Source organism: Tranquillimonas rosea, assembly GCF_900111315.1.
GTDB lineage: Bacteria > Pseudomonadota > Alphaproteobacteria > Rhodobacterales > Rhodobacteraceae > Tranquillimonas > Tranquillimonas rosea.
In genome coordinates this window covers 277,903-295,157 of record NZ_FOGU01000002.1, presented here as the reverse complement: position 1 = coordinate 295,157, position 17,255 = coordinate 277,903, and the positions used below count along the sequence as shown (strand labels likewise).

At 67.2% G+C, this 17,255-nt stretch carries 15 protein-coding genes; 5 read left to right on the top strand and 10 right to left on the bottom strand.

The window, feature by feature from the left end; genetic code table 11:
- Positions 1-99: 99 nt before the first annotated feature.
- Both BMZ25_RS04470 and BMZ25_RS04465 read left to right on the top strand, forming a co-directional pair.
- The gene (locus BMZ25_RS04470; RefSeq protein WP_092689029.1) at positions 100-1,119 is read left to right on the top strand and encodes a ribose-phosphate pyrophosphokinase; all 1,020 of its coding nucleotides are present in this window, start codon (positions 100-102) and stop codon (positions 1,117-1,119) included.
- Between the two features lie 18 nt (positions 1,120-1,137).
- Entirely contained in the window at positions 1,138-2,253 is a 1,116-nt protein-coding gene (locus BMZ25_RS04465; protein WP_092689026.1) for a helix-turn-helix transcriptional regulator, read from the top strand.
- A 179-nt stretch (positions 2,254-2,432) separates the two neighbouring features.
- Here BMZ25_RS04465 and BMZ25_RS04460 read toward each other — a convergent pair whose 3' ends face one another.
- The 7 genes from BMZ25_RS04460 to BMZ25_RS04430 form a co-directional block, all read right to left on the bottom strand.
- Positions 2,433-2,783, bottom strand: a complete 351-nt coding sequence (locus tag BMZ25_RS04460) for an H-type lectin domain-containing protein (protein WP_092689023.1) — start codon at positions 2,781-2,783, stop codon at positions 2,433-2,435.
- A gap of 99 nt (positions 2,784-2,882) precedes the next feature.
- Positions 2,883-3,314 (bottom strand): F0F1 ATP synthase subunit epsilon, encoded by a 432-nt coding sequence (locus BMZ25_RS04455; RefSeq protein ID WP_092689020.1) that lies wholly within the window; start codon positions 3,312-3,314, stop codon positions 2,883-2,885.
- A 9-nt stretch (positions 3,315-3,323) separates the two neighbouring features.
- On the bottom strand, positions 3,324-4,748 hold the full coding sequence (gene atpD / locus BMZ25_RS04450) for a F0F1 ATP synthase subunit beta (protein ID WP_092689017.1): 1,425 nt from the start codon (positions 4,746-4,748) through the stop codon (positions 3,324-3,326).
- Positions 4,749-4,764: 16 nt separating this feature from the next.
- Entirely contained in the window at positions 4,765-5,643 is an 879-nt protein-coding gene (locus BMZ25_RS04445) for a F0F1 ATP synthase subunit gamma (RefSeq protein ID WP_092689015.1), read from the bottom strand.
- A gap of 21 nt (positions 5,644-5,664) precedes the next feature.
- Positions 5,665-7,200, bottom strand: coding sequence for a F0F1 ATP synthase subunit alpha (atpA, locus tag BMZ25_RS04440; protein ID WP_092689012.1), 1,536 nt, complete (start codon positions 7,198-7,200; stop codon positions 5,665-5,667).
- The gene (locus tag BMZ25_RS04435; RefSeq protein WP_092689009.1) at positions 7,201-7,767 is read right to left on the bottom strand and encodes a F0F1 ATP synthase subunit delta; all 567 of its coding nucleotides are present in this window, start codon (positions 7,765-7,767) and stop codon (positions 7,201-7,203) included.
- A gap of 259 nt (positions 7,768-8,026) precedes the next feature.
- Positions 8,027-8,770, bottom strand: a complete 744-nt coding sequence (locus BMZ25_RS04430; protein ID WP_092689007.1) for a methyltransferase domain-containing protein — start codon at positions 8,768-8,770, stop codon at positions 8,027-8,029.
- Positions 8,771-8,833: 63 nt separating this feature from the next.
- Between BMZ25_RS04430 and gloB the strand changes: the two genes are divergently transcribed.
- From gloB to BMZ25_RS04415, 3 genes are all read left to right on the top strand, one after another.
- Positions 8,834-9,604 carry a hydroxyacylglutathione hydrolase gene (gloB, locus tag BMZ25_RS04425; protein ID WP_177190378.1) on the top strand — a complete coding sequence of 257 codons (771 nt, stop codon included), beginning with the start codon at positions 8,834-8,836 and terminating at the stop codon, positions 9,602-9,604.
- Positions 9,605-9,782: 178 nt separating this feature from the next.
- On the top strand, positions 9,783-12,101 hold the full coding sequence (clpA, locus tag BMZ25_RS04420) for an ATP-dependent Clp protease ATP-binding subunit ClpA (protein WP_092689001.1): 2,319 nt from the start codon (positions 9,783-9,785) through the stop codon (positions 12,099-12,101).
- A gap of 71 nt (positions 12,102-12,172) precedes the next feature.
- Complete coding sequence (locus BMZ25_RS04415; protein WP_235859781.1) at positions 12,173-13,069, top strand: M23 family metallopeptidase; 897 nt, start codon at positions 12,173-12,175, stop codon at positions 13,067-13,069.
- Positions 13,070-13,075: 6 nt separating this feature from the next.
- On the opposite strand, the gene BMZ25_RS04410 is transcribed toward BMZ25_RS04415, so the two are convergent.
- The 3 genes from BMZ25_RS04410 to BMZ25_RS04400 form a co-directional block, all read right to left on the bottom strand.
- The gene (locus BMZ25_RS04410) at positions 13,076-15,382 is read right to left on the bottom strand and encodes a peptidoglycan -binding protein (protein ID WP_092688998.1); all 2,307 of its coding nucleotides are present in this window, start codon (positions 15,380-15,382) and stop codon (positions 13,076-13,078) included.
- 3 nt (positions 15,383-15,385) lie between these two features.
- On the bottom strand, positions 15,386-16,600 hold the full coding sequence (locus tag BMZ25_RS04405; RefSeq protein ID WP_092688995.1) for a biopolymer transporter ExbB: 1,215 nt from the start codon (positions 16,598-16,600) through the stop codon (positions 15,386-15,388).
- 68 nt (positions 16,601-16,668) lie between these two features.
- Positions 16,669-17,220 carry a gamma-glutamylcyclotransferase gene (locus tag BMZ25_RS04400; RefSeq protein ID WP_092688992.1) on the bottom strand — a complete coding sequence of 184 codons (552 nt, stop codon included), beginning with the start codon at positions 17,218-17,220 and terminating at the stop codon, positions 16,669-16,671.
- Positions 17,221-17,255: the final 35 nt, after the last annotated feature.

The following is a 17,255-nucleotide window of genomic DNA, read 5'->3' as shown; positions in this document are numbered from 1 at the left end:
CCCCCGATCCCTGCTTGTATTTCACGCACCGTAGGCGCGTGCTAAGCGGTGTCAACGTGACGACTCCGTGACTCTCCGTCGACCCAGGATCCCTGCCCCATGCCCTCCATGACCGAGCCGAAGCTGATCGCCGGCAACGCCAACCTCACGCTCGCCAATGCCATCGCGCGCCGCATGTCGATGCATCGCGGCATGAGCGTCGGCCTGGTGGACGCGCGCGTCGAGCGGTTCAACGACGGCGAAATCTTCGTCGAAGTGTTCGAGAACGTCCGCGGCGAGGACATGTTCATCATCCAGCCGGTGTCGCGCCCCGCGAACGACAACCTGATGGAGCTGCTCATCATCGCGGATGCGCTGCGGCGATCCTCGGCGTCGCGGACGACGGCGGTGATCCCGTATTTCGGCTATGCCCGGCAGGACCGGCGCACCAAGTCGCGCACGCCGATTTCGGCCAAGCTGGTGGCGAACATGCTGACCGAGGCCGGGATCGAGCGGATCCTGACGATGGACCTGCACGCGGCGCAGATCCAGGGGTTCTTCGACATCCCCGTCGACAACCTCTATGCCGCGCCGATCTTCGCGCTGGACATCGAGCACCACTTCAAGGGCAACCTGGACAACGTCACCGTGGTCTCGCCCGACGTCGGCGGTGTGGCCCGCGCGCGTGAGCTGGCGCAGCGCATCGGCTGCGCGCTGGCGATCGTCGACAAGCGCCGCGAGAAGCAGGGCGAAGTGGCCGAGATGACCGTGATCGGCGACGTGAAGGACCAGACCTGCATCATCGTCGACGACATCTGCGACACGGCCGGGACGCTGTGCAAGGCAGCGGACGTGCTGCTGGAGAACGGCGCGGCCGAGGTCCACGCCTATACCACCCACGGCGTGCTGTCGGGCCCGGCGATCGAGCGGGTGACCGGCTCGCAGCTGAAGAGCCTGGTGATCACCGACACGATCGAGGCGCCCGAGGCGGTCAGGACCTGCCCGAACATCCGCATCGTGCCCACCGCGCCGATCTTTGCCCAGGCGATCCTGAACACATGGAACGGGACCTCGATCTCGTCGTTGCTGGATATCGACACGCTCGGCCCGATCTACGAAGGTACCTACGCCAAGCTCTGACGACGACACAGGCCACGGATGGACAGCACGTCACTCGACCGCCTGACGACGCAGATCATGTCTGCCGCGATCGCGCCAGACCGATGGCAGGCGGTGATCGAGGAGATCTCCCGGGCCCTGCCCGGAACGATGCCGCATCTCTACGGCGTGGGCCTCGACGGCCGGCGGGGCCCGTTCACCCTGGTGACCGAGCACGATCCCTACTGGGTCGACCTCTACGAACGCCATTTCGCCGCGCTGAATGTCTGGGGTCCGCGGCTGGCGCAGGCTCCGGCGGGAACCGTGATGCGCTCCTCCGAGATGTGCCCCGAGCACAAGCTGCTCGGGACCGAGTTCTATGCCGACTGGGTGCGGCCACAGGGCGATGCCCGTGGCGGCGGCGGGGCGGTCATCGCACAGACCGAAGGGGCGACGCTGCTGCTGGGCGGCAGCATCACGCAGGCCCGGCGCGACACGCTGGAGCCGGCCTGGATGAGCCTGCTGCACCGGTTGCTGCCCTCGCTGCGGCAGGCGTGGCAGGTGAACCGCAGGCTGGCCGAGGCCAGCATCGAGAGCGCCGGCACGGCCGTGGCGGAAGGCAAGAGCGCGGCGATCTGCGTGATCGATCCCGACGAGCATATCCTGTTCGCGAACGCCGAAGCCGAGCGGCTGCTGGCGGCGGGCAGCCCGATCCGAAGGGACATGCGGAACCGTCTGCGCTGTGCCGCGCGGCCGCCGGGCAGGCCGCTGCCGATGGCGCCGGGACTGGCCGGGACGATGCTGCGGGACGCGCAGGGCGCGCGCTGGCAGGTCTGGACGGGCGACCTCGCCCCCGACGTCCTGGACGACTGGCATGCCGCCCTGACGCTGGGGCTGGACGGGCCGCGCCGGCTTTTCGTGCTGGCGCCGATGGCGACCTCGCCCGACCTCGTCGCGCGGCTGCAGGCGACCTTGGGCCTGACCCAGGCCGAGGCGGAGATCACGCTGGCGCTGACCGAAGGGCATCTGGTCGAGGAGATCGCCCAGGACCGGGGCGTCAGCGTCCACACGGTGCGCAACCAGATCAAGACGGCGGTGGGCCGGTGCGGATTGCGGCGTCAACTGGACCTCGCGGTCTGCGCCGCGCGGCTCTGCAGCGCGTCCGTGTCCGGCTGAAATCCGAACGAACCGGCGGCGAAGTAAGTAGGGGACCGGTCGCACCAGACCGGCCCCCTTCTCCCATTGAAAATGGGTGTACTAATTAATCGCTATCGAAATCGTGAGTGTTATGCCGAACGCCGCCCGCGACCACATGACCCAAATGGACTAGGTCGACGCACCTTTTCCGGGTGACGTTACGGAACGTCCCACAGATCGTCATCGGACAACGGCCCGAGCGCGAGCCAATCGGCGCGGACACGGGCGATGCGGGTGTCGCCCCAGGTTCGGAACACGATCGTGAACCCACGTTCGGACACCGCGGCGCTGCTGATGTCCGCGCGGATGTTCGCGGCGCTGTCGATGTCCCACATGGACAGGCTGACCTGGACATTGGGCGGCGCGACGAACGGCTCGGAAAAGGCGATGTCGCGCTGAAGCTCACGCGCGCCCGCGCCGGTCCACATCTCGCCCCCGTCCTTGAAATCGGAAAACAGCAGCAGGCTGCCCTGATCGATACCGAGGGTGCGTGACTCGAGACGACGCATGTGACCTCCCCTGCCGCGGGCATCGTATCCCCGGAGGAGATAAAGAAAAGACCCCGGCCGTCCGGCCGGGGTCCGCAACGGATCGCGCTGTGGCGTCCGTCAGAGGTTGGGTTGCCGCGGCGACAGACCGATATGCGACCCCATCGCGACCATGTCGGCGAGCAGCTTGGCGATGTCGTCGGCAGCGCCGTGCTCTTCCGCCTCGCGGGCCTTGCGGTAGTTCTCTTCGGCTTCGGTCATGAAGTCCTCGAGAATGTCCTGCGTGACCTCGCTCACATGCATCGACCGTTCGGCCAGCAGTGAGACGCCCGACGGGCCGATCTCGGCGAAACCGCCGGTCACGGCGTATTCGTCGGACCCGTCAGAGCCGGACAGCCGCACGATGCCGGGCCGCAGCGTGGTCAGCATCGGCGCGTGCTGCGCCATCGCCGTCAGGTCGCCTTCGGCGCCCGGAATGACGACCTCGGTGATCTCTTTCGAGACGAGCAGCCTCTCGGGGCTGACCAGGTCGAACTGGAACGTGTCGGCCATGAGACCTCCTTAGGCGGCGTCGGACGCCATCTTCTCGGCTTTGGCGCGCACCTCGTCGATGCCGCCGACCATGTAGAAGGCACCTTCGGGAAGGTGGTCGTACTCACCGTCCACGACTGCCTTGAACGAGGCGATGGTATCCTCGAGCGGGACCTGCACGCCCGGCGAGCCGGTGAACACCTCGGCGACGTCGAACGGCTGGCTGAGGAAGCGCTGGATCTTCCGGGCGCGGGCAACGGTCAGCTTATCTTCCTCGGACAGCTCGTCCATCCCGAGAATCGCGATGATGTCCTGCAGCGACTTGTAGCGCTGGAGGATGCCCTGCACGTCGCGGGCCACCTGGTAGTGCTCTTCGCCGACGACGCCCGGATCGAGGATCCGGCTCGTGGAGTCGAGCGGGTCCACCGCCGGGTAGATGCCGAGCTCGGAGATCGAGCGCGACAGCACCGTGGTGGCGTCGAGGTGGGCGAACGACGTGGCGGGCGCCGGGTCGGTCAGGTCGTCGGCGGGCACGTAAATGGCCTGCACCGAGGTGATCGAACCCGACCGCGTCGAGGTGATCCGCTCCTGCAGGGCGCCCATGTCGGTGGCCAGCGTCGGCTGGTAGCCCACGGCCGAGGGGATGCGGCCCAGCAGCGCCGACACCTCGGAGCCCGCCTGCGTGAAGCGGAAGATGTTGTCGACGAAGAACAGCACGTCGGTCCCGGACTGGTCGCGGAACTGCTCGGCCACGGTCAGGCCGGACAGCGCGACACGGGCACGGGCCCCCGGCGGCTCGTTCATCTGGCCGTAGACCAGGGCCACCTTCGACTTCGTCAGGTCGTCGGCGTTGATGACGCCCGACTCGATGAACTCGTAGTAGAGGTCGTTGCCCTCACGCGTACGCTCGCCCACACCGGCGAACACCGAGTAGCCCGAGTGCACCTTGGCGATGTTGTTGATCAGCTCCTGGATCAGAACCGTCTTGCCCACGCCGGCGCCGCCGAACAGGCCGATCTTGCCGCCCTTGGCGTAGGGGGCCAGCAGGTCGATGACCTTGATGCCGGTGATCAGGATTTCCGAGCTGGTCGACTGGTCGGCGAAGTCGGGCGCCGCGCGGTGGATCGGGCGACGCTCGTCGCTCTCGACCGGGCCCTTCTCGTCGATCGACTCTCCGACGACGTTCATGATGCGGCCGAGCGTGGCGTCGCCCACCGGCATCGTGATCGGGCCGTCGGTATCAGTGACTTCCTGACCGCGGACCAGCCCCTCGGTGCTGTCCATGGCGATCGTGCGCACGGTCGATTCCCCAAGGTGCTGGGCAACTTCCAGAACCAGGGTCTTGCCATTGTTCTCGGTGGTCAGGGCGTTCAGGATCTCGGGCAGATGTTCGTCGAACTGAACGTCGACGACGGCGCCGATGACCTGGGTCACTCTGCCTTTTGCGTTTGCCATTGTTCTCTCCGGTTCCTTAGAGCGCCTCGGCGCCCGAAATGATCTCGATCAGCTCGTTGGTGATGACGGCCTGGCGGGTGCGGTTGTACTCGATCGTCAGGTTGTCGATCATCTCGCCGGCGTTGCGGGTCGCGTTGTCCATCGCGGACATCCGCGCGCCCTGCTCCGACGCCGCATTCTCGAGAAGTGCCGCGAAGATCTGCGTGGCGACCCCCTTGGGCAGCAGATCGGCAAGGATCGCCTCTTCGTCGGGCTCGTACTCGTAGTTGGGCACGGCGCCGGCATCCTCTTCCGCGGCCTCGAACTGTGCCGGGATGATCTGCTGTTCCGTCGGCTTCTGGGTGACGACGTTCTCGAACTCGGCGTAGTAGATCGTCGCCACGTCGAATTCGCCGTCGTCGAAACGGCCGAGGATGTCCTTCGCGACGCCCTGCGCCTCGGCATAGCCGATGCGCTTGACCTCGCTCAGGTCCACGTGGCCGACCAGCTTGTCGCCGTGGTCGCGGCGCAGCTGCTCACGGCCCTTCTTGCCGACAGTCAGGATCTTCACCGTCTTGCCCTCGCCCACCAGCTTCTCGATGCGGTAGCGGGCGAGTTTCACGATCGACGAGTTGAAGCCGCCGCAGAGTCCCCTCTCGGCCGTCATCACGACGATCAGGTGCGTGCGATCATCGCCCGTGCCAGTGAGCAGCTTGGGCGCGGTGTCGCTGCCGCCAACCGACGCGGCGAGGCCGGACATCACCTTCTGGAACCGCTCGGCATAGGGCCGGGCGTTCTCGGCGGCATCCTGGGCGCGGCGGAGCTTGGCCGCCGCGACCATCTGCATGGCCTTCGTGATCTTGCGGGTCGATTTGACCGACGCGATCCGGTTCTTGAGGTCCTTCAGGTTAGGCATCTAGCTGTCCTTCCTGGGGCTTCAGGCGAAGTCCTTGGCATACTCGTCCAAAGCTGACGTGATCCGGTCGGCGGCATCGCCCTTGATCTTCGGATCCTCGTTGGTGATCCAATCCAGCATGTCCTGGTGCTTGGAGCGCAGGTGCTGCAAAAGACCCTGCTCGAACCGTCCGACGTCGTTAACCTTGACCTCGTCGAGGTAGCCGTTGGTGCCCGCGAAGATGATGCAGACGATCTCGGCGTTGGTCAGCGGCGAGTATTGCGGCTGCTTCATCAGCTCGGTCAGGCGCGCGCCGCGGTTCAGCAGCTTCTGCGTCGAGGCGTCGAGGTCCGAGCCGAACTGGGCGAAGGCCGCCATCTCGCGGTACTGCGCCAGTTCCAGCTTCACCGGGCCGGCAACGGACTTCATCGCGGCGGTCTGCGCCGACGAGCCGACACGCGACACCGACAGGCCTGTGTTCACCGCCGGGCGGATGCCCTGGTAGAACAGCTCGGTCTCGAGGAAGATCTGACCGTCGGTGATCGAGATCACGTTAGTCGGAATGAACGCCGACACGTCGCCGCCCTGAGTCTCGATGATCGGCAACGCGGTCAGCGAGCCCGCGCCGTTCTCCTCGTTCAGCTTCGCAGAACGCTCCAACAGGCGGGAGTGGAGGTAGAACACGTCGCCCGGATAGGCTTCACGCCCCGGCGGACGGCGCAGCAGCAGCGACATCTGGCGATAGGCGACGGCCTGCTTGGAGAGGTCGTCGTAGATGATCAGCGCGTGACGGCCATTGTCGCGGTAGGCCTCGGCCATCGCGGTGGCGGTGTACGGCGCGAGGTACTGCATCGGCGCCGGGTCCGACGCGGTCGCGGCGACGACGGTGGTGTATTCGATCGCCCCGGTTGCCTCGAGCTTCTTCACCAGCTGCGCCACGGTCGAGCGCTTCTGGCCGATCGCGACGTAGATGCAGTAGAGCTTCTGGCTCTCGTCGGTCGCGTTGTCGTTGTAGGTCTTCTGGTTCAGGACGGTGTCCATCGCCACGGCGGTCTTGCCGGTCTGACGGTCACCGATGATCAGCTCGCGCTGGCCGCGGCCGATCGGGATCATCGCGTCGATGGCCTTGAGGCCGGTCGCCATCGGCTCATGCACCGATTTCCGCGGGATGATGCCCGGCGCCTTGACGTCGGCGACGCGGCGCTCGGAGGTCTTGATGTCGCCGCGGCCGTCGATCGCCACGCCGAGACCGTCGACCACGCGGCCCAGAAGCTCGTCACCGACCGGCACGTCCACGATCGAGTTCGTGCGCTTGACGGTGTCGCCTTCCTTGATGTCGCGGTCCGAGCCGAAGATCACGACGCCGACGTTGTCCTGCTCGAGGTTCAGCGCCATGCCCTGAATACCGCCGGGGAACTCGACCATCTCGCCGGCCTGGACGTTGTCGAGGCCGTGGACACGGGCAATACCGTCGCCGACGGAGAGCACGCGGCCCACCTCGGCGACTTCGGCCTCCTGGCCGAAGTTCTTGATCTGCTCCTTCAGGATCGCAGAGATTTCAGACGCTTGGATCCCCATTTATCCGACCTCTTTCATGGTGTTCTGCAGGGCGTTGAGCTTCGAGCGGATCGAGGTGTCGATCATCTTCGAGCCCACTTTAACGACGAGGCCGCCAATCAGCGCCTCGTCGACCGTCGTGTTCAGTTTGACGTCTCGGCCGACGGCGCCCTTCAGCACCTCGGCCAGCTTGCTGCGCTGACCGTCGGTCAGCGCCTTGGCGGCGGTCACGTCCGCGGTGACCTCGCCCTTCTCCTCGGCGATCATCGCCCGCAGGCGCGTGATCAGGTGCGGCAGGGCGAAAAGCCGGCGCTTCTGCGCCATCAGGCGCAGGGTGTTCGTCATGGTCGTCGAAAGACCCATCTTCTCCGCGATCGCGCCGATCGCCTTCGCCAGTTCGGCGCGCGTGTAGATCGGAGATGAGATCAGGTTGCGAAAGTCGGCGCTGTCGTTCAGCGCGCCTTCGAGGGTGTCGATATCGGACTCGGTCCGGTCCAGTGCGCCGTCCTCGCGCGCCAGCTCGAAGACTGCCGTCGCGTAACGTTCTGCAATCCCGCTGGAAATCGATGCTGTCTCGGCCACGTCGATCCTTCCGATTAGTTCCCGCCCCAGACACGCAAAGACGTGCGGTGTGGGTATGCTCAGACCCCACGCCTCACGGGCATGTCATCCACAAAATCGGCGTCCATGTAGCAGAGCCCCCGCTACCCCGCAACAGCCCTTTCCCCACGGCATGCCCCGCGCGACGTTCCCGCATGACAAGGCCATGCCACCGATAGCGGCGCCCGCGACGGGCTGCCGCGCATGCCGGGGCGCGGCGTCTTGTCACGACGATTCCCGCTGTGTCTCACACCGGCTTGGCGCCAGGCTGGCCGATGCCGTCGAGCACACCGAGCGGCTCGCGCGTCACCACCGGGCTGCCCCGCGTGGGCGCCGGGACCTGCTTGAGCGCCTCGACCAGCAGGACGCCGCCCGCATAACGTCGCGACAGCCCCGAGCCCGTGCGCTCCATCAGGGGGCCGGCCCGCATCCAGAAACGCCGCTCGCTCGGCGGCTGGAACAGCGCCGCGGCGTGCTGTTCTGGGACAAAGCCGTGGCGTTTCAGCTGCGCCTCGAGCTGGCTCAGGCTGTAGGGCCGCCCGAAGCCGAACGGCGTGCGGTCGCTGCGCGACCAGAGCCCCGCCCGGTTCGGCACGATGAACATCGCCCGGCCGCCGGGACCGAGCACGCGGTACGCCTCGTCCAGGACGCCGGCGGGGTTCTCGGAGGTCTCGAGCCCGTGCAGGAGGACCAGCTTGTCAGCGTGGCCCGTCTGGATCGGCCAGAGCCGCTCTTCGCACAGGACCGACACGTTCGGACCGCCGGCGGGCCACGGCATCGCCCCCTGCTGCCCCGGCATCAGCCCGATGACGCGCCGCGCCTCGGAGAGGTAGGGACGCAACAGCGGGACGGCAAAGCCGAAGCCCAGCACGTTCTGCTTCTCGGCCTCGGGCCACAGCGCGACGAGCTTGTCCCGCACCGCCCGTTGTGCCGCCCGCCCCAGCCGGGTGCGGTAGTAGAAGCGCCGCAGATCGCGGACATCCAGATGCATTGCCGCCGCCCGTGTTAGCTGCAAGTCTCGCCCAGAGGATAGGAACAGACCGGACGGATTGCCATGCCCCTTCAGATCGAAACGATTCCCTGCCGCACGGACAACTACGCGTTCCTCATCCACTGCGAGGAAAGCGGCGAGACCGCCCTGGTCGATGCACCGGAAGCGGCGCCGATCCTGGCCGCGCTGGAGCGCAACGACTGGAAGCTGAGCCACGTCTTCATCACGCACCACCATGCCGACCACGTCGAGGGGCTGGACGGGCTCAAGGCCGAATACCCCGACCTGCGCGTCGTCGGCGCCGCGGACGACGCGCATCGCCTGCCCCCGCTCGACATGGCGGTGAAGGACGGTGACAAGTTTTCCTTCGCGGACGAGACGGTCGAGGTGGTGGACGTCTCGGGGCACACCGTCGGGCACATCGCCTTCCACCTGCCGGACGAGAAGGCGGCGTTCACCGCGGACAGCCTGATGGCCCTCGGATGCGGCCGCGTGTTCGAGGGCACGCCCGAGATGATGTGGGACAGCCTGTCACGGCTGGCCGCTCTGCCGAAGGAGACAATCATCCACTCCGGGCACGAATATACCATGACCAATGCACGGTTCGCGCTGACGATCGAGCCCGAAAACGAGGCGCTGAAGGCCCGCGCCAAGTCGGTCGAAGCGGCGCGGGAACAAGGACTTCCGACCGTGCCGTCGCTGCTGTCCGAAGAGCTGGACACGAATCCGTTCCTGCGGGCACATTTGAATGAAGTGAAACGCGCTATATCTATGGAAGGTGCCGGGGACGCGGAGGTCTTCGCGGAAATTCGGCGGCGCAAGGACCAGTTTTAAGCCCGCCCTCTTTTTCGCCACGACGACCCCGACACAGACGCCTGCGCCCGAATTGTGAGCGGCGCGACGTAGAAAAGTCTTGAAGCACGGCCGCAAACCCCCAAGCTTTAAGATGAAGAGGCCACGGTCGCGAGAAGGGCGGACGCCCCTAGCGGCCAAGAGAGAAGGAGCACATCGCGTGCCTTCATTTTCGAATACACTCGAGCAAGCCATCCACGCGGCGCTGGCTCTGGCCAACGCCCGCCGCCACGAACTCGCCACCCTGGAACACCTTCTGCTGGCGCTGACGGACGAGCCGGACGCCGCGAAGGTCATGCAGGCCTGCTCGGTCGATCTCGATGAGCTGAAATCGACGCTCGTCGACTTCATCGACGACGACCTTTCCACCCTCGTTACCGAGATCGAGGGGTCCGAAGCCGTACCGACCGCCGCCTTCCAGCGCGTGATCCAGCGCGCCGCGATCCACGTTCAGTCGTCGGGTCGCAGCGAGGTGACGGGTGCCAACGTGCTCGTCGCGATTTTCGCCGAGCGCGAGTCGAACGCGGCTTATTTCCTGCAGGAACAGGACATGACCCGTTACGATGCGGTCAACTTCATCGCCCACGGTGTCGCCAAGGATCCCTCCTTCGGCGAGGCGCGCCCGGTCAGCGGGGCCACGGAGATCGAAGAGGAAATGTCCCAGGAAGACGGTGATCAGAAGGAATCGGCGCTCGCCAAGTACTGCGTCGATCTCAACGCCAAGTCCCGCAAGGGCGATGTCGATCCGCTGATCGGCCGCGAGACCGAGGTCGAGCGCTGCATCCAGGTCCTGTGCCGTCGGCGCAAGAACAACCCGCTGCTGGTGGGCGACCCCGGCGTCGGCAAGACCGCCATCGCCGAGGGGCTGGCGCGCAAGATCGTCAAGGGCGAGACGCCCGATGTCCTGTCGACCGCCACGATCTACAGTCTCGACATGGGCGCGCTGCTGGCCGGCACCCGCTATCGCGGCGATTTCGAGGAACGGCTGAAGGCCGTCGTCTCGGAGCTAGAAGAGCATCCCGACGCGGTGCTGTTCATCGACGAGATCCACACCGTGATCGGAGCGGGCGCCACCTCGGGCGGCGCGATGGACGCGAGCAACCTGCTCAAGCCGGCGCTTCAGGGCGGCCGCCTGCGCTGCATGGGCTCGACCACCTACAAGGAGTTCCGCCAGCACTTCGAGAAGGACCGTGCGCTGTCGCGGCGTTTCCAGAAGATCGACGTGAACGAGCCCACGGTCGATGACGCGGTGAAGATCCTGAAGGGCCTAAAGCCGTATTTCGAGACCCACCACGAGATCAAGTACACCCACGACGCGATCAAGACCGCCGTTGAACTGTCGGCGCGTTACATAAACGACCGCAAGCTGCCCGACAAGGCCATCGACGTCATCGACGAGGCCGGCGCGGCGCAGCATCTCGTGGCCGAATCGAAGCGGCGCAAGACCATCGGTGCCAAGGAGATCGAGGCCGTCGTCGCCAAGATCGCCCGCATCCCGCCCAAGAACGTCAGCAAGAACGACGCCGAGGTACTCAAGGACCTGGAAGGCACGCTCAAGCGCGTGGTCTTCGGGCAGGACACCGCGATCGAGGCACTGTCGTCGGCGATCAAGCTCAGCCGCGCGGGTCTGCGCGAGCCCGAGAAACCGATCGGCAACTACCTGTTCGCCGGCCCCACCGGCGTCGGCAAGACCGAGGTCGCCAAGCAGTTGGCCGCGACGCTGGGCGTCGAGATGCTGCGCTTCGACATGTCCGAGTACATGGAGAAGCACGCCGTCTCGCGCCTGATCGGGGCACCGCCGGGCTATGTCGGGTTCGACCAGGGCGGTCTGCTGACCGACGGGGTCGACCAGCACCCGCATTGCGTGCTGCTGCTGGACGAGATCGAAAAGGCGCACCCGGACGTGTTCAACATCCTCCTGCAGGTGATGGACCACGGCAAGCTGACCGACCATAACGGCCGGGCGGTGGACTTCCGCAACGTGGTGCTGATCATGACCTCGAACGCGGGCGCCACCGAGCAGGCGAAGTCGGCGATCGGCTTTGGCCGCGACCGGCGCGAGGGCGAGGATACGGCCGCCATCGAGCGGACCTTCACGCCCGAGTTCAGGAACCGTCTGGACGCCGTCATCAGCTTCGCGCCGCTGCCCAAGCAGGTGATCCGCCAGGTCGTCGAGAAGTTCGTCCTCCAGCTCGAGGCGCAGCTGATGGACCGCAACGTCTCGATCGAGCTGACCGAGGACGCCGCGGCCTGGCTCGGCGAGAAGGGTTACGACGACAAGATGGGCGCCCGCCCGCTTGGTCGCGTGATCCAGGAGCACATCAAGAAACCGCTCGCCGAGGAACTGCTCTTCGGCCAGCTGTCGAAGGGTGGCGTCGTCAAGGTCGGCATCAAGGACGACAAGATCGACCTGCAGTTTGAGCCGCCGGAAACCCGGCGCCTCTCCTCGAAGAAGCCGCCGTTACTCACGGCGCAGTGAAACGGGCTGCACTCACACTGAGCCTTGTCTCCCTCGCGGCACCCGCTGCCGCGAGGGAACCCATTTTGAGCGTGCCGATTGACTGCGCGCTCGGCGAAACCTGCCACATCCAGCAATACACCGACGCCGATCCCGGACCGGGGGCGACGGATTACACTTGCGGCCCGCTCAGCTATGACGGCCACAAGGGCACCGATTTCGCCCTGCCCAGCATGAAGATGATGGAGGACGGCGTGGATGTCCGCGCCGCGGCACCCGGAACCGTCCGCGCCATGCGCGACGGCGTGGCCGACAGGCTGTATTCCGACGAAACCGCCTCCGCGGTCGAAGGCCGTGAATGCGGCAACGGCGTCGTCATCACCCACGGCGACGGGTGGGAGACGCAGTATTGTCACCTCAAGCAGGGCTCGGTCGCCGTCCGCGAGGGCCAGCGCGTCAACACCACGACCGTGATCGGCCAGGTCGGCCTCAGCGGTCAGACGCAGTTCCCCCACCTGCACCTGTCGGTCCGCCACATGGATGCGGTCGTCGATCCCTTTGCGCCCGACGCCACCGCCCAGTGCGGCCGGGACGACGCCGGATCGCTGTGGAGCGAACCGCCGGCCTACGAGCCCGGCGGGCTGATCTCGGCGGGCTTCGCGGACACGATCCCCGAGTTCGACGCGATCAAGGCCGGCGACGCGGCGACTGATACCCTTCCCACCGACGCCGCGGCGCTCGTGGTGTGGGGCTATGTCTTCGGCGCCCGGCCGGGAGACGAGCTGGCCCTGTCGATCACCGGCCCCGAGGGCAGTGTGATCGAAGAGACCGTCGCGCTGGACCGGCAACAGGCGCAGCTCTTCCGCGCCGTCGGTCGTCGCCAGCCCGAGGGCGGCTGGGCGCCCGGCACCTACGAGGGTGACGTGGTCATGCGCCGCGACGGGGAAGAACTATCGCGCCAGAGCACGACCATCTCGATCGGCGGCTAGCCCCGCTCAGCGTTCCGTCAGTTTCAGTTCGATCCGCCGGTTCTGCGCGCGCGCCTCGGCGGTGTCGGCGGTGTTCACCGGGCGGTACTCTCCGAACCCGGTGGGCGCCAGCCGCTCGGGCGGAAAGCCCAGCTGCTGCGTCATGAACTGCACGACCGACAGCGCGCGCGCCTGGCTGAGCTCCCAGTTGTTCTCGAACTGCGCAGAGGGCAGCAGCGGCGTGTCGTCGGTGTGGCCGTCGACGCGGATCACCCAGTCGATCCCGTCCGGGATCTGGTCGGCGACGTCGAACAGGATCTCCGCGACGTTGGCGATCTGCTCGCGCCCGTTCGCCGACAGCTCTGCCGAGCCCACGCCGAACAGCACCTCGGACGAGAACACGAAGCGGTCGCCGACGATCTGCACGCCCTCGCGGTCGTCCAGAAGGTCGCGCAGCTTGCCGAAGAACTCGGACTGATACCGCTCCAGCCGCTCGGCGCGCTCGGCTTCCAGCTCGGCCCGGCGCTGCGCCTCGGCGGCCGCACGGGCCAGGGCGGCGTTCAGGTCGGCGCCCAGCGTCTCGATCCTCACCTGCGCCTCGGCATCGCTTTCGCGGGCGGCGTCCAGGAGACCCTGCAAGTCGTCCAGTTGCGAGCGCAGCTCCGAGACCTGGGCGTTCAACGCGGCGACCTTGCGCTGCGCCGCCGCCGATTGCGCCTCGGTCCGGTCGAGTTCCCGGTTCGCGGCCTGCAACAGCGTCTCGCGACGCTCCGCCTCGCTCATGCTGGCCTGCGCCTCCTGCTCTGCCGCGATGCGCGCCGCCAGCGCCTCTTCAAGACGCGAGCGCAGGTTCTCCTGCGTCTCCTGCGATTCCTCCTCGAGGCTGGCGAGGGCCGCCCGCGTCGCGTCCAGCTCGTTCTCCAGGCGCTCGCTCGTGGACAGGGCCAGCTGCAGGGCGTCCTCGCTCTGTTGCAGGTCGTCCCGCAGCGCGGCGCGCTCGTCGAGCGCGGCCTGCAATGCCGCGCGGCTCTGCGCCAGTTCGTCCTGTGTTTCCGCCGCCTCGGTCTCGGCGGTCTGTTGCGCGCTCCGGGCCGCGTCGGCATCGCTCAGGGCGGCGGCGAGACGGCGGTTCAGCGCGGCGGCCTCGGCCTCGCTCTCGGCCAGGGCCACCTCGTCCGCGTCGCGCTCCAGCAGCGCCGCGGCAAGGTCGCGGTTCAGCGCCTCGCGCGCCGCGCGCTCTTCCTCGATGGTCTGCCGCGCCACGTCGAGGCTGTCCTGCACGGTATCCCGGTCCAATAGCGCCGAGGCGAGACGGGCGTTCAGGTCGGCGACGTTGCCCTCGGACTCGTCCAACGCCGATTGCAGCGCATCCGCCTCGGCCTCGGCCCGTTCGCGTGTCAGCAGGGCCGTGGCGAGACGGCGGTTCAGGTCGGCCTGTTCGGCCACCGTTTCGTTCAGCTCGCCCTGCAGGTTCTCGCGGGCCAGGATCGCCGCGGCCAGCCTGTCGTTGAGCTGCTCCTTGGCCGATTCCGCCGCGGCGAGCAGGGTCATGGTCTCTTCGGCCTCGCGACGCTGTTCCTCCAGCGCGAGCGTCATGGCGTTCAGTTCGGCCTGCGAGTCCTCGAGCCGCTCGCGCAGTTCCTCGGCGGCCGCCGCTTCGGCAAGGCGGGCCTGTTCCTCTTGCGACAGCTGCTCTTCCAGCTCACCAACCCGCGCGGTCAGCGCCTGTCCTTCGCTCTCGCTCTCTTCGGCGCGGGCGCGCAGGTCGGCGGCCATCGCCTCCAACGCCTCGCGGCGGGCGGCGGCCAGACGGGCGGCCTCGGCCTGCGCGTCGATCTCGTCGCGCGCCTGGGCCAGGGCGAGGTTCAACGATTCCTGCTCGGAGAGAAGCTCCTGCTGCTCGTCCTCCAGCGAGGCCACCCGCTCGCGCGCCGTGTCCCGCTGCGACAGAAGCGAGGCGACCTGTTCCTCGAAACTCGCGATCCGGGCCGTCTGCTCCTCGTTCGCCTGCCGCAGACCCGCGATCCGCTCGGATTGCGCGGCCACCGTCGACTGCGCCTGTTCAAGCTGCTGCTGCAGGTCGGTATTCGCGCCCTCGAGCGCCTCGTTTCGGTCCTGTTCCAGCCCAAGAAGCCGCGTGAGCCCCGCCACCTCGCTCGTCAGCTCGTCCAGCTCGCTCTCCTGCCCCGAGATCGTCTCGCGCAGGGTGAACTGGACGACCATGAAGATCGTCAGCACGAACATCATCACCAGGAGGAGCGCGGTCATCGCGTCCACGAAACCGGGCCAGATGCTGCCCGAGACACGCTGTGTCGAGCGGCGGGTCAGCGCCATGGATCAGCCCCGCCCAGTGCCGACCTGCGGGAAATCGGTGTCGGGCCGGGTCCCGCCCTGCCCCTGCCGCAGCGCGCGCACCAGTTGCCTGATGTCCTGCCGCAGCTCGGCGGTGCTTTCCTGCCGGCCCGCAGACATCTCTTCGAGCACACGCAGCAGCTGCACGTCGATCGACCGCAGCCGCATCCGGCTTTCAGCGTCGAGCCCGCCGGTCGCGCCCTCCTCGATCTGCGCCTCGATGGCGGCGGCCAGCCGGTCCTGCCCTTGCGCCAGCCGGTCCATCGCGGCGGCCCCGCCGCTCTCGGCCTCGAGCTTGCGGGTCAGGCGGTCCATGGATTGCGCGACGTCGCCCAGACGCTCGTCGACCTGGGTACGGCTGGCGTCGGACCTGGTGAAGATGGACTGCAGCCGGTCCATCTGCTCGGACATCTGGTCCATCATCTGCGCCAGCATCGCCTGGTCGGTCGGCGCCTCTTCGCCCGAGGCGAAGCCCAGCCGCGTGATCGTCGACAGCCATTCTTCGAGCTCGCGGTAGAACCGGTTCTGCCCGTGCGAGGCGAACAGTTCCAACAGGCCCACGACCAGCGACCCGGCCAGGCCCAGCAGCGACGACGAGAACGCCACGCCCATGCCGCCCAGCTGCTCCTGCAGGCCGCTCATCAGCCGCTCGAACACCGCCATGCCGCTTTCGCCCTCGCTCGGGGCGAGGTTGCCGATCGTGTCGACGATCGCCGGCACGGTGGTCGCTAGGCCGTAGAACGTGCCCAAAAGGCCCAAGAAGATCAGAAGGTTGACGAGATAGCGGGTGATGTCCCGAGCCTCGTCGATCCGGGTCGCGACCGAATCCAGGATCGAGCGCGAGGACGACGCGCTGATCTGCATCCGCCGCCCGCGCGTCCGCAGAAGCTGCGCCAGCGGCGCCAGCAGGCGCGGCGCGCGCACAAGATCGTGCCCCGGCGTCTCGGCCGCGTGCCCCTCGATCCAGCTGACGGACTGGATCAGCTGCAGCACCTGCCAGAAACAGGCCAGCACCCCGATGACGAAGACGAAGGCAATCACGCCGTTCAGGATCGGGTTAGCCAGAAACACCGGCGCCACCCGCGGAAAGATGACATAGGCGCCCGCGATCACGAGTCCGAGGACGACCAGCATCATGGTGATCTGGCGGACGGGTTGAGTGAATTGCGGCTCGGCCTGACGGCCGCCGATATCCTTCATGAACGCATCCCGGCGTTTCTATTGCGGTGCAGCATACGAAAACTCGCTGCACCTGTCCAAGGTGCGAATCAGGACGCCCCTTCCGCCTCTATCTCACGAACCCGGGCGGCAAGCCATTCCAGCTCGGCGTCGGCGATGCCCAGCTCGGCGAGATGTGCCGTTGTGTTGTATAGATACTCGGCATTGGGCCCCTTCCCGCCATGCGCGGCGGCGATGATTCTGGCCTGATCCTCCAGCGGCAGTCCGTGGACATACTGCTCGTGGTGCGGGTCGATCACGAAGGTCATCGCGTCCACCTCGCGCCCGTCCTCCAGCCGGATCGCCACCTCGGCTTCCAGATAGGCGGCCGAGACGAGCTCGCGCTCGCGCAGATAGTCCACCGTCTCCTCCTCGGCCCCCGCCCGCACGCGGAAGCCGATGCCGTGGCACGCCGAGCCCTGCGTCGGATCCAGCGCCAGCACCAGCCCCGGCCGATCGGAGGTGCCGCGATGATGGATCGAGCGCATGCAGAAGCTGCGCGAATGGCCCGGCAGGGTGGCGATGTGGCGCTCGGCCACCGGAAAGCCGGGGTTCCAGATCAACGAGCCGTAGCCGAAAACCCACAGGGATGTGTCGTGCATGACGCTGGTCCTCCGGTTGCCGCGCCTGTAAACAC

Bases quoted from the DNA above. Each gene is read 5' to 3' on its own strand.
- gloB (WP_177190378.1), top strand. From the start codon at position 8,834: ATGCCCCTTCAGATCGAAACGATTCCCTGCCGCACGGACAACTACGCG.
- BMZ25_RS04460 (WP_092689023.1), bottom strand. From the start codon at position 2,783: ATGCGTCGTCTCGAGTCACGCACCCTCGGTATCGATCAGGGCAGCCTG.
- atpA (WP_092689012.1), bottom strand. From the start codon at position 7,200: ATGGGGATCCAAGCGTCTGAAATCTCTGCGATCCTGAAGGAGCAGATC.
- BMZ25_RS04430 (WP_092689007.1), bottom strand. From the start codon at position 8,770: ATGCATCTGGATGTCCGCGATCTGCGGCGCTTCTACTACCGCACCCGG.
- BMZ25_RS04455 (WP_092689020.1), bottom strand. From the start codon at position 3,314: ATGGCCGACACGTTCCAGTTCGACCTGGTCAGCCCCGAGAGGCTGCTC.
- BMZ25_RS04410 (WP_092688998.1), bottom strand. From the start codon at position 15,382: ATGGCGCTGACCCGCCGCTCGACACAGCGTGTCTCGGGCAGCATCTGG.
- BMZ25_RS04405 (WP_092688995.1), bottom strand. From the start codon at position 16,600: ATGAAGGATATCGGCGGCCGTCAGGCCGAGCCGCAATTCACTCAACCC.
- BMZ25_RS04465 (WP_092689026.1), top strand. From the start codon at position 1,138: ATGGACAGCACGTCACTCGACCGCCTGACGACGCAGATCATGTCTGCC.
- BMZ25_RS04445 (WP_092689015.1), bottom strand. From the start codon at position 5,643: ATGCCTAACCTGAAGGACCTCAAGAACCGGATCGCGTCGGTCAAATCG.
- atpD (WP_092689017.1), bottom strand. From the start codon at position 4,748: ATGGCAAACGCAAAAGGCAGAGTGACCCAGGTCATCGGCGCCGTCGTC.
- BMZ25_RS04400 (WP_092688992.1), bottom strand. From the start codon at position 17,220: ATGCACGACACATCCCTGTGGGTTTTCGGCTACGGCTCGTTGATCTGG.
- BMZ25_RS04470 (WP_092689029.1), top strand. From the start codon at position 100: ATGCCCTCCATGACCGAGCCGAAGCTGATCGCCGGCAACGCCAACCTC.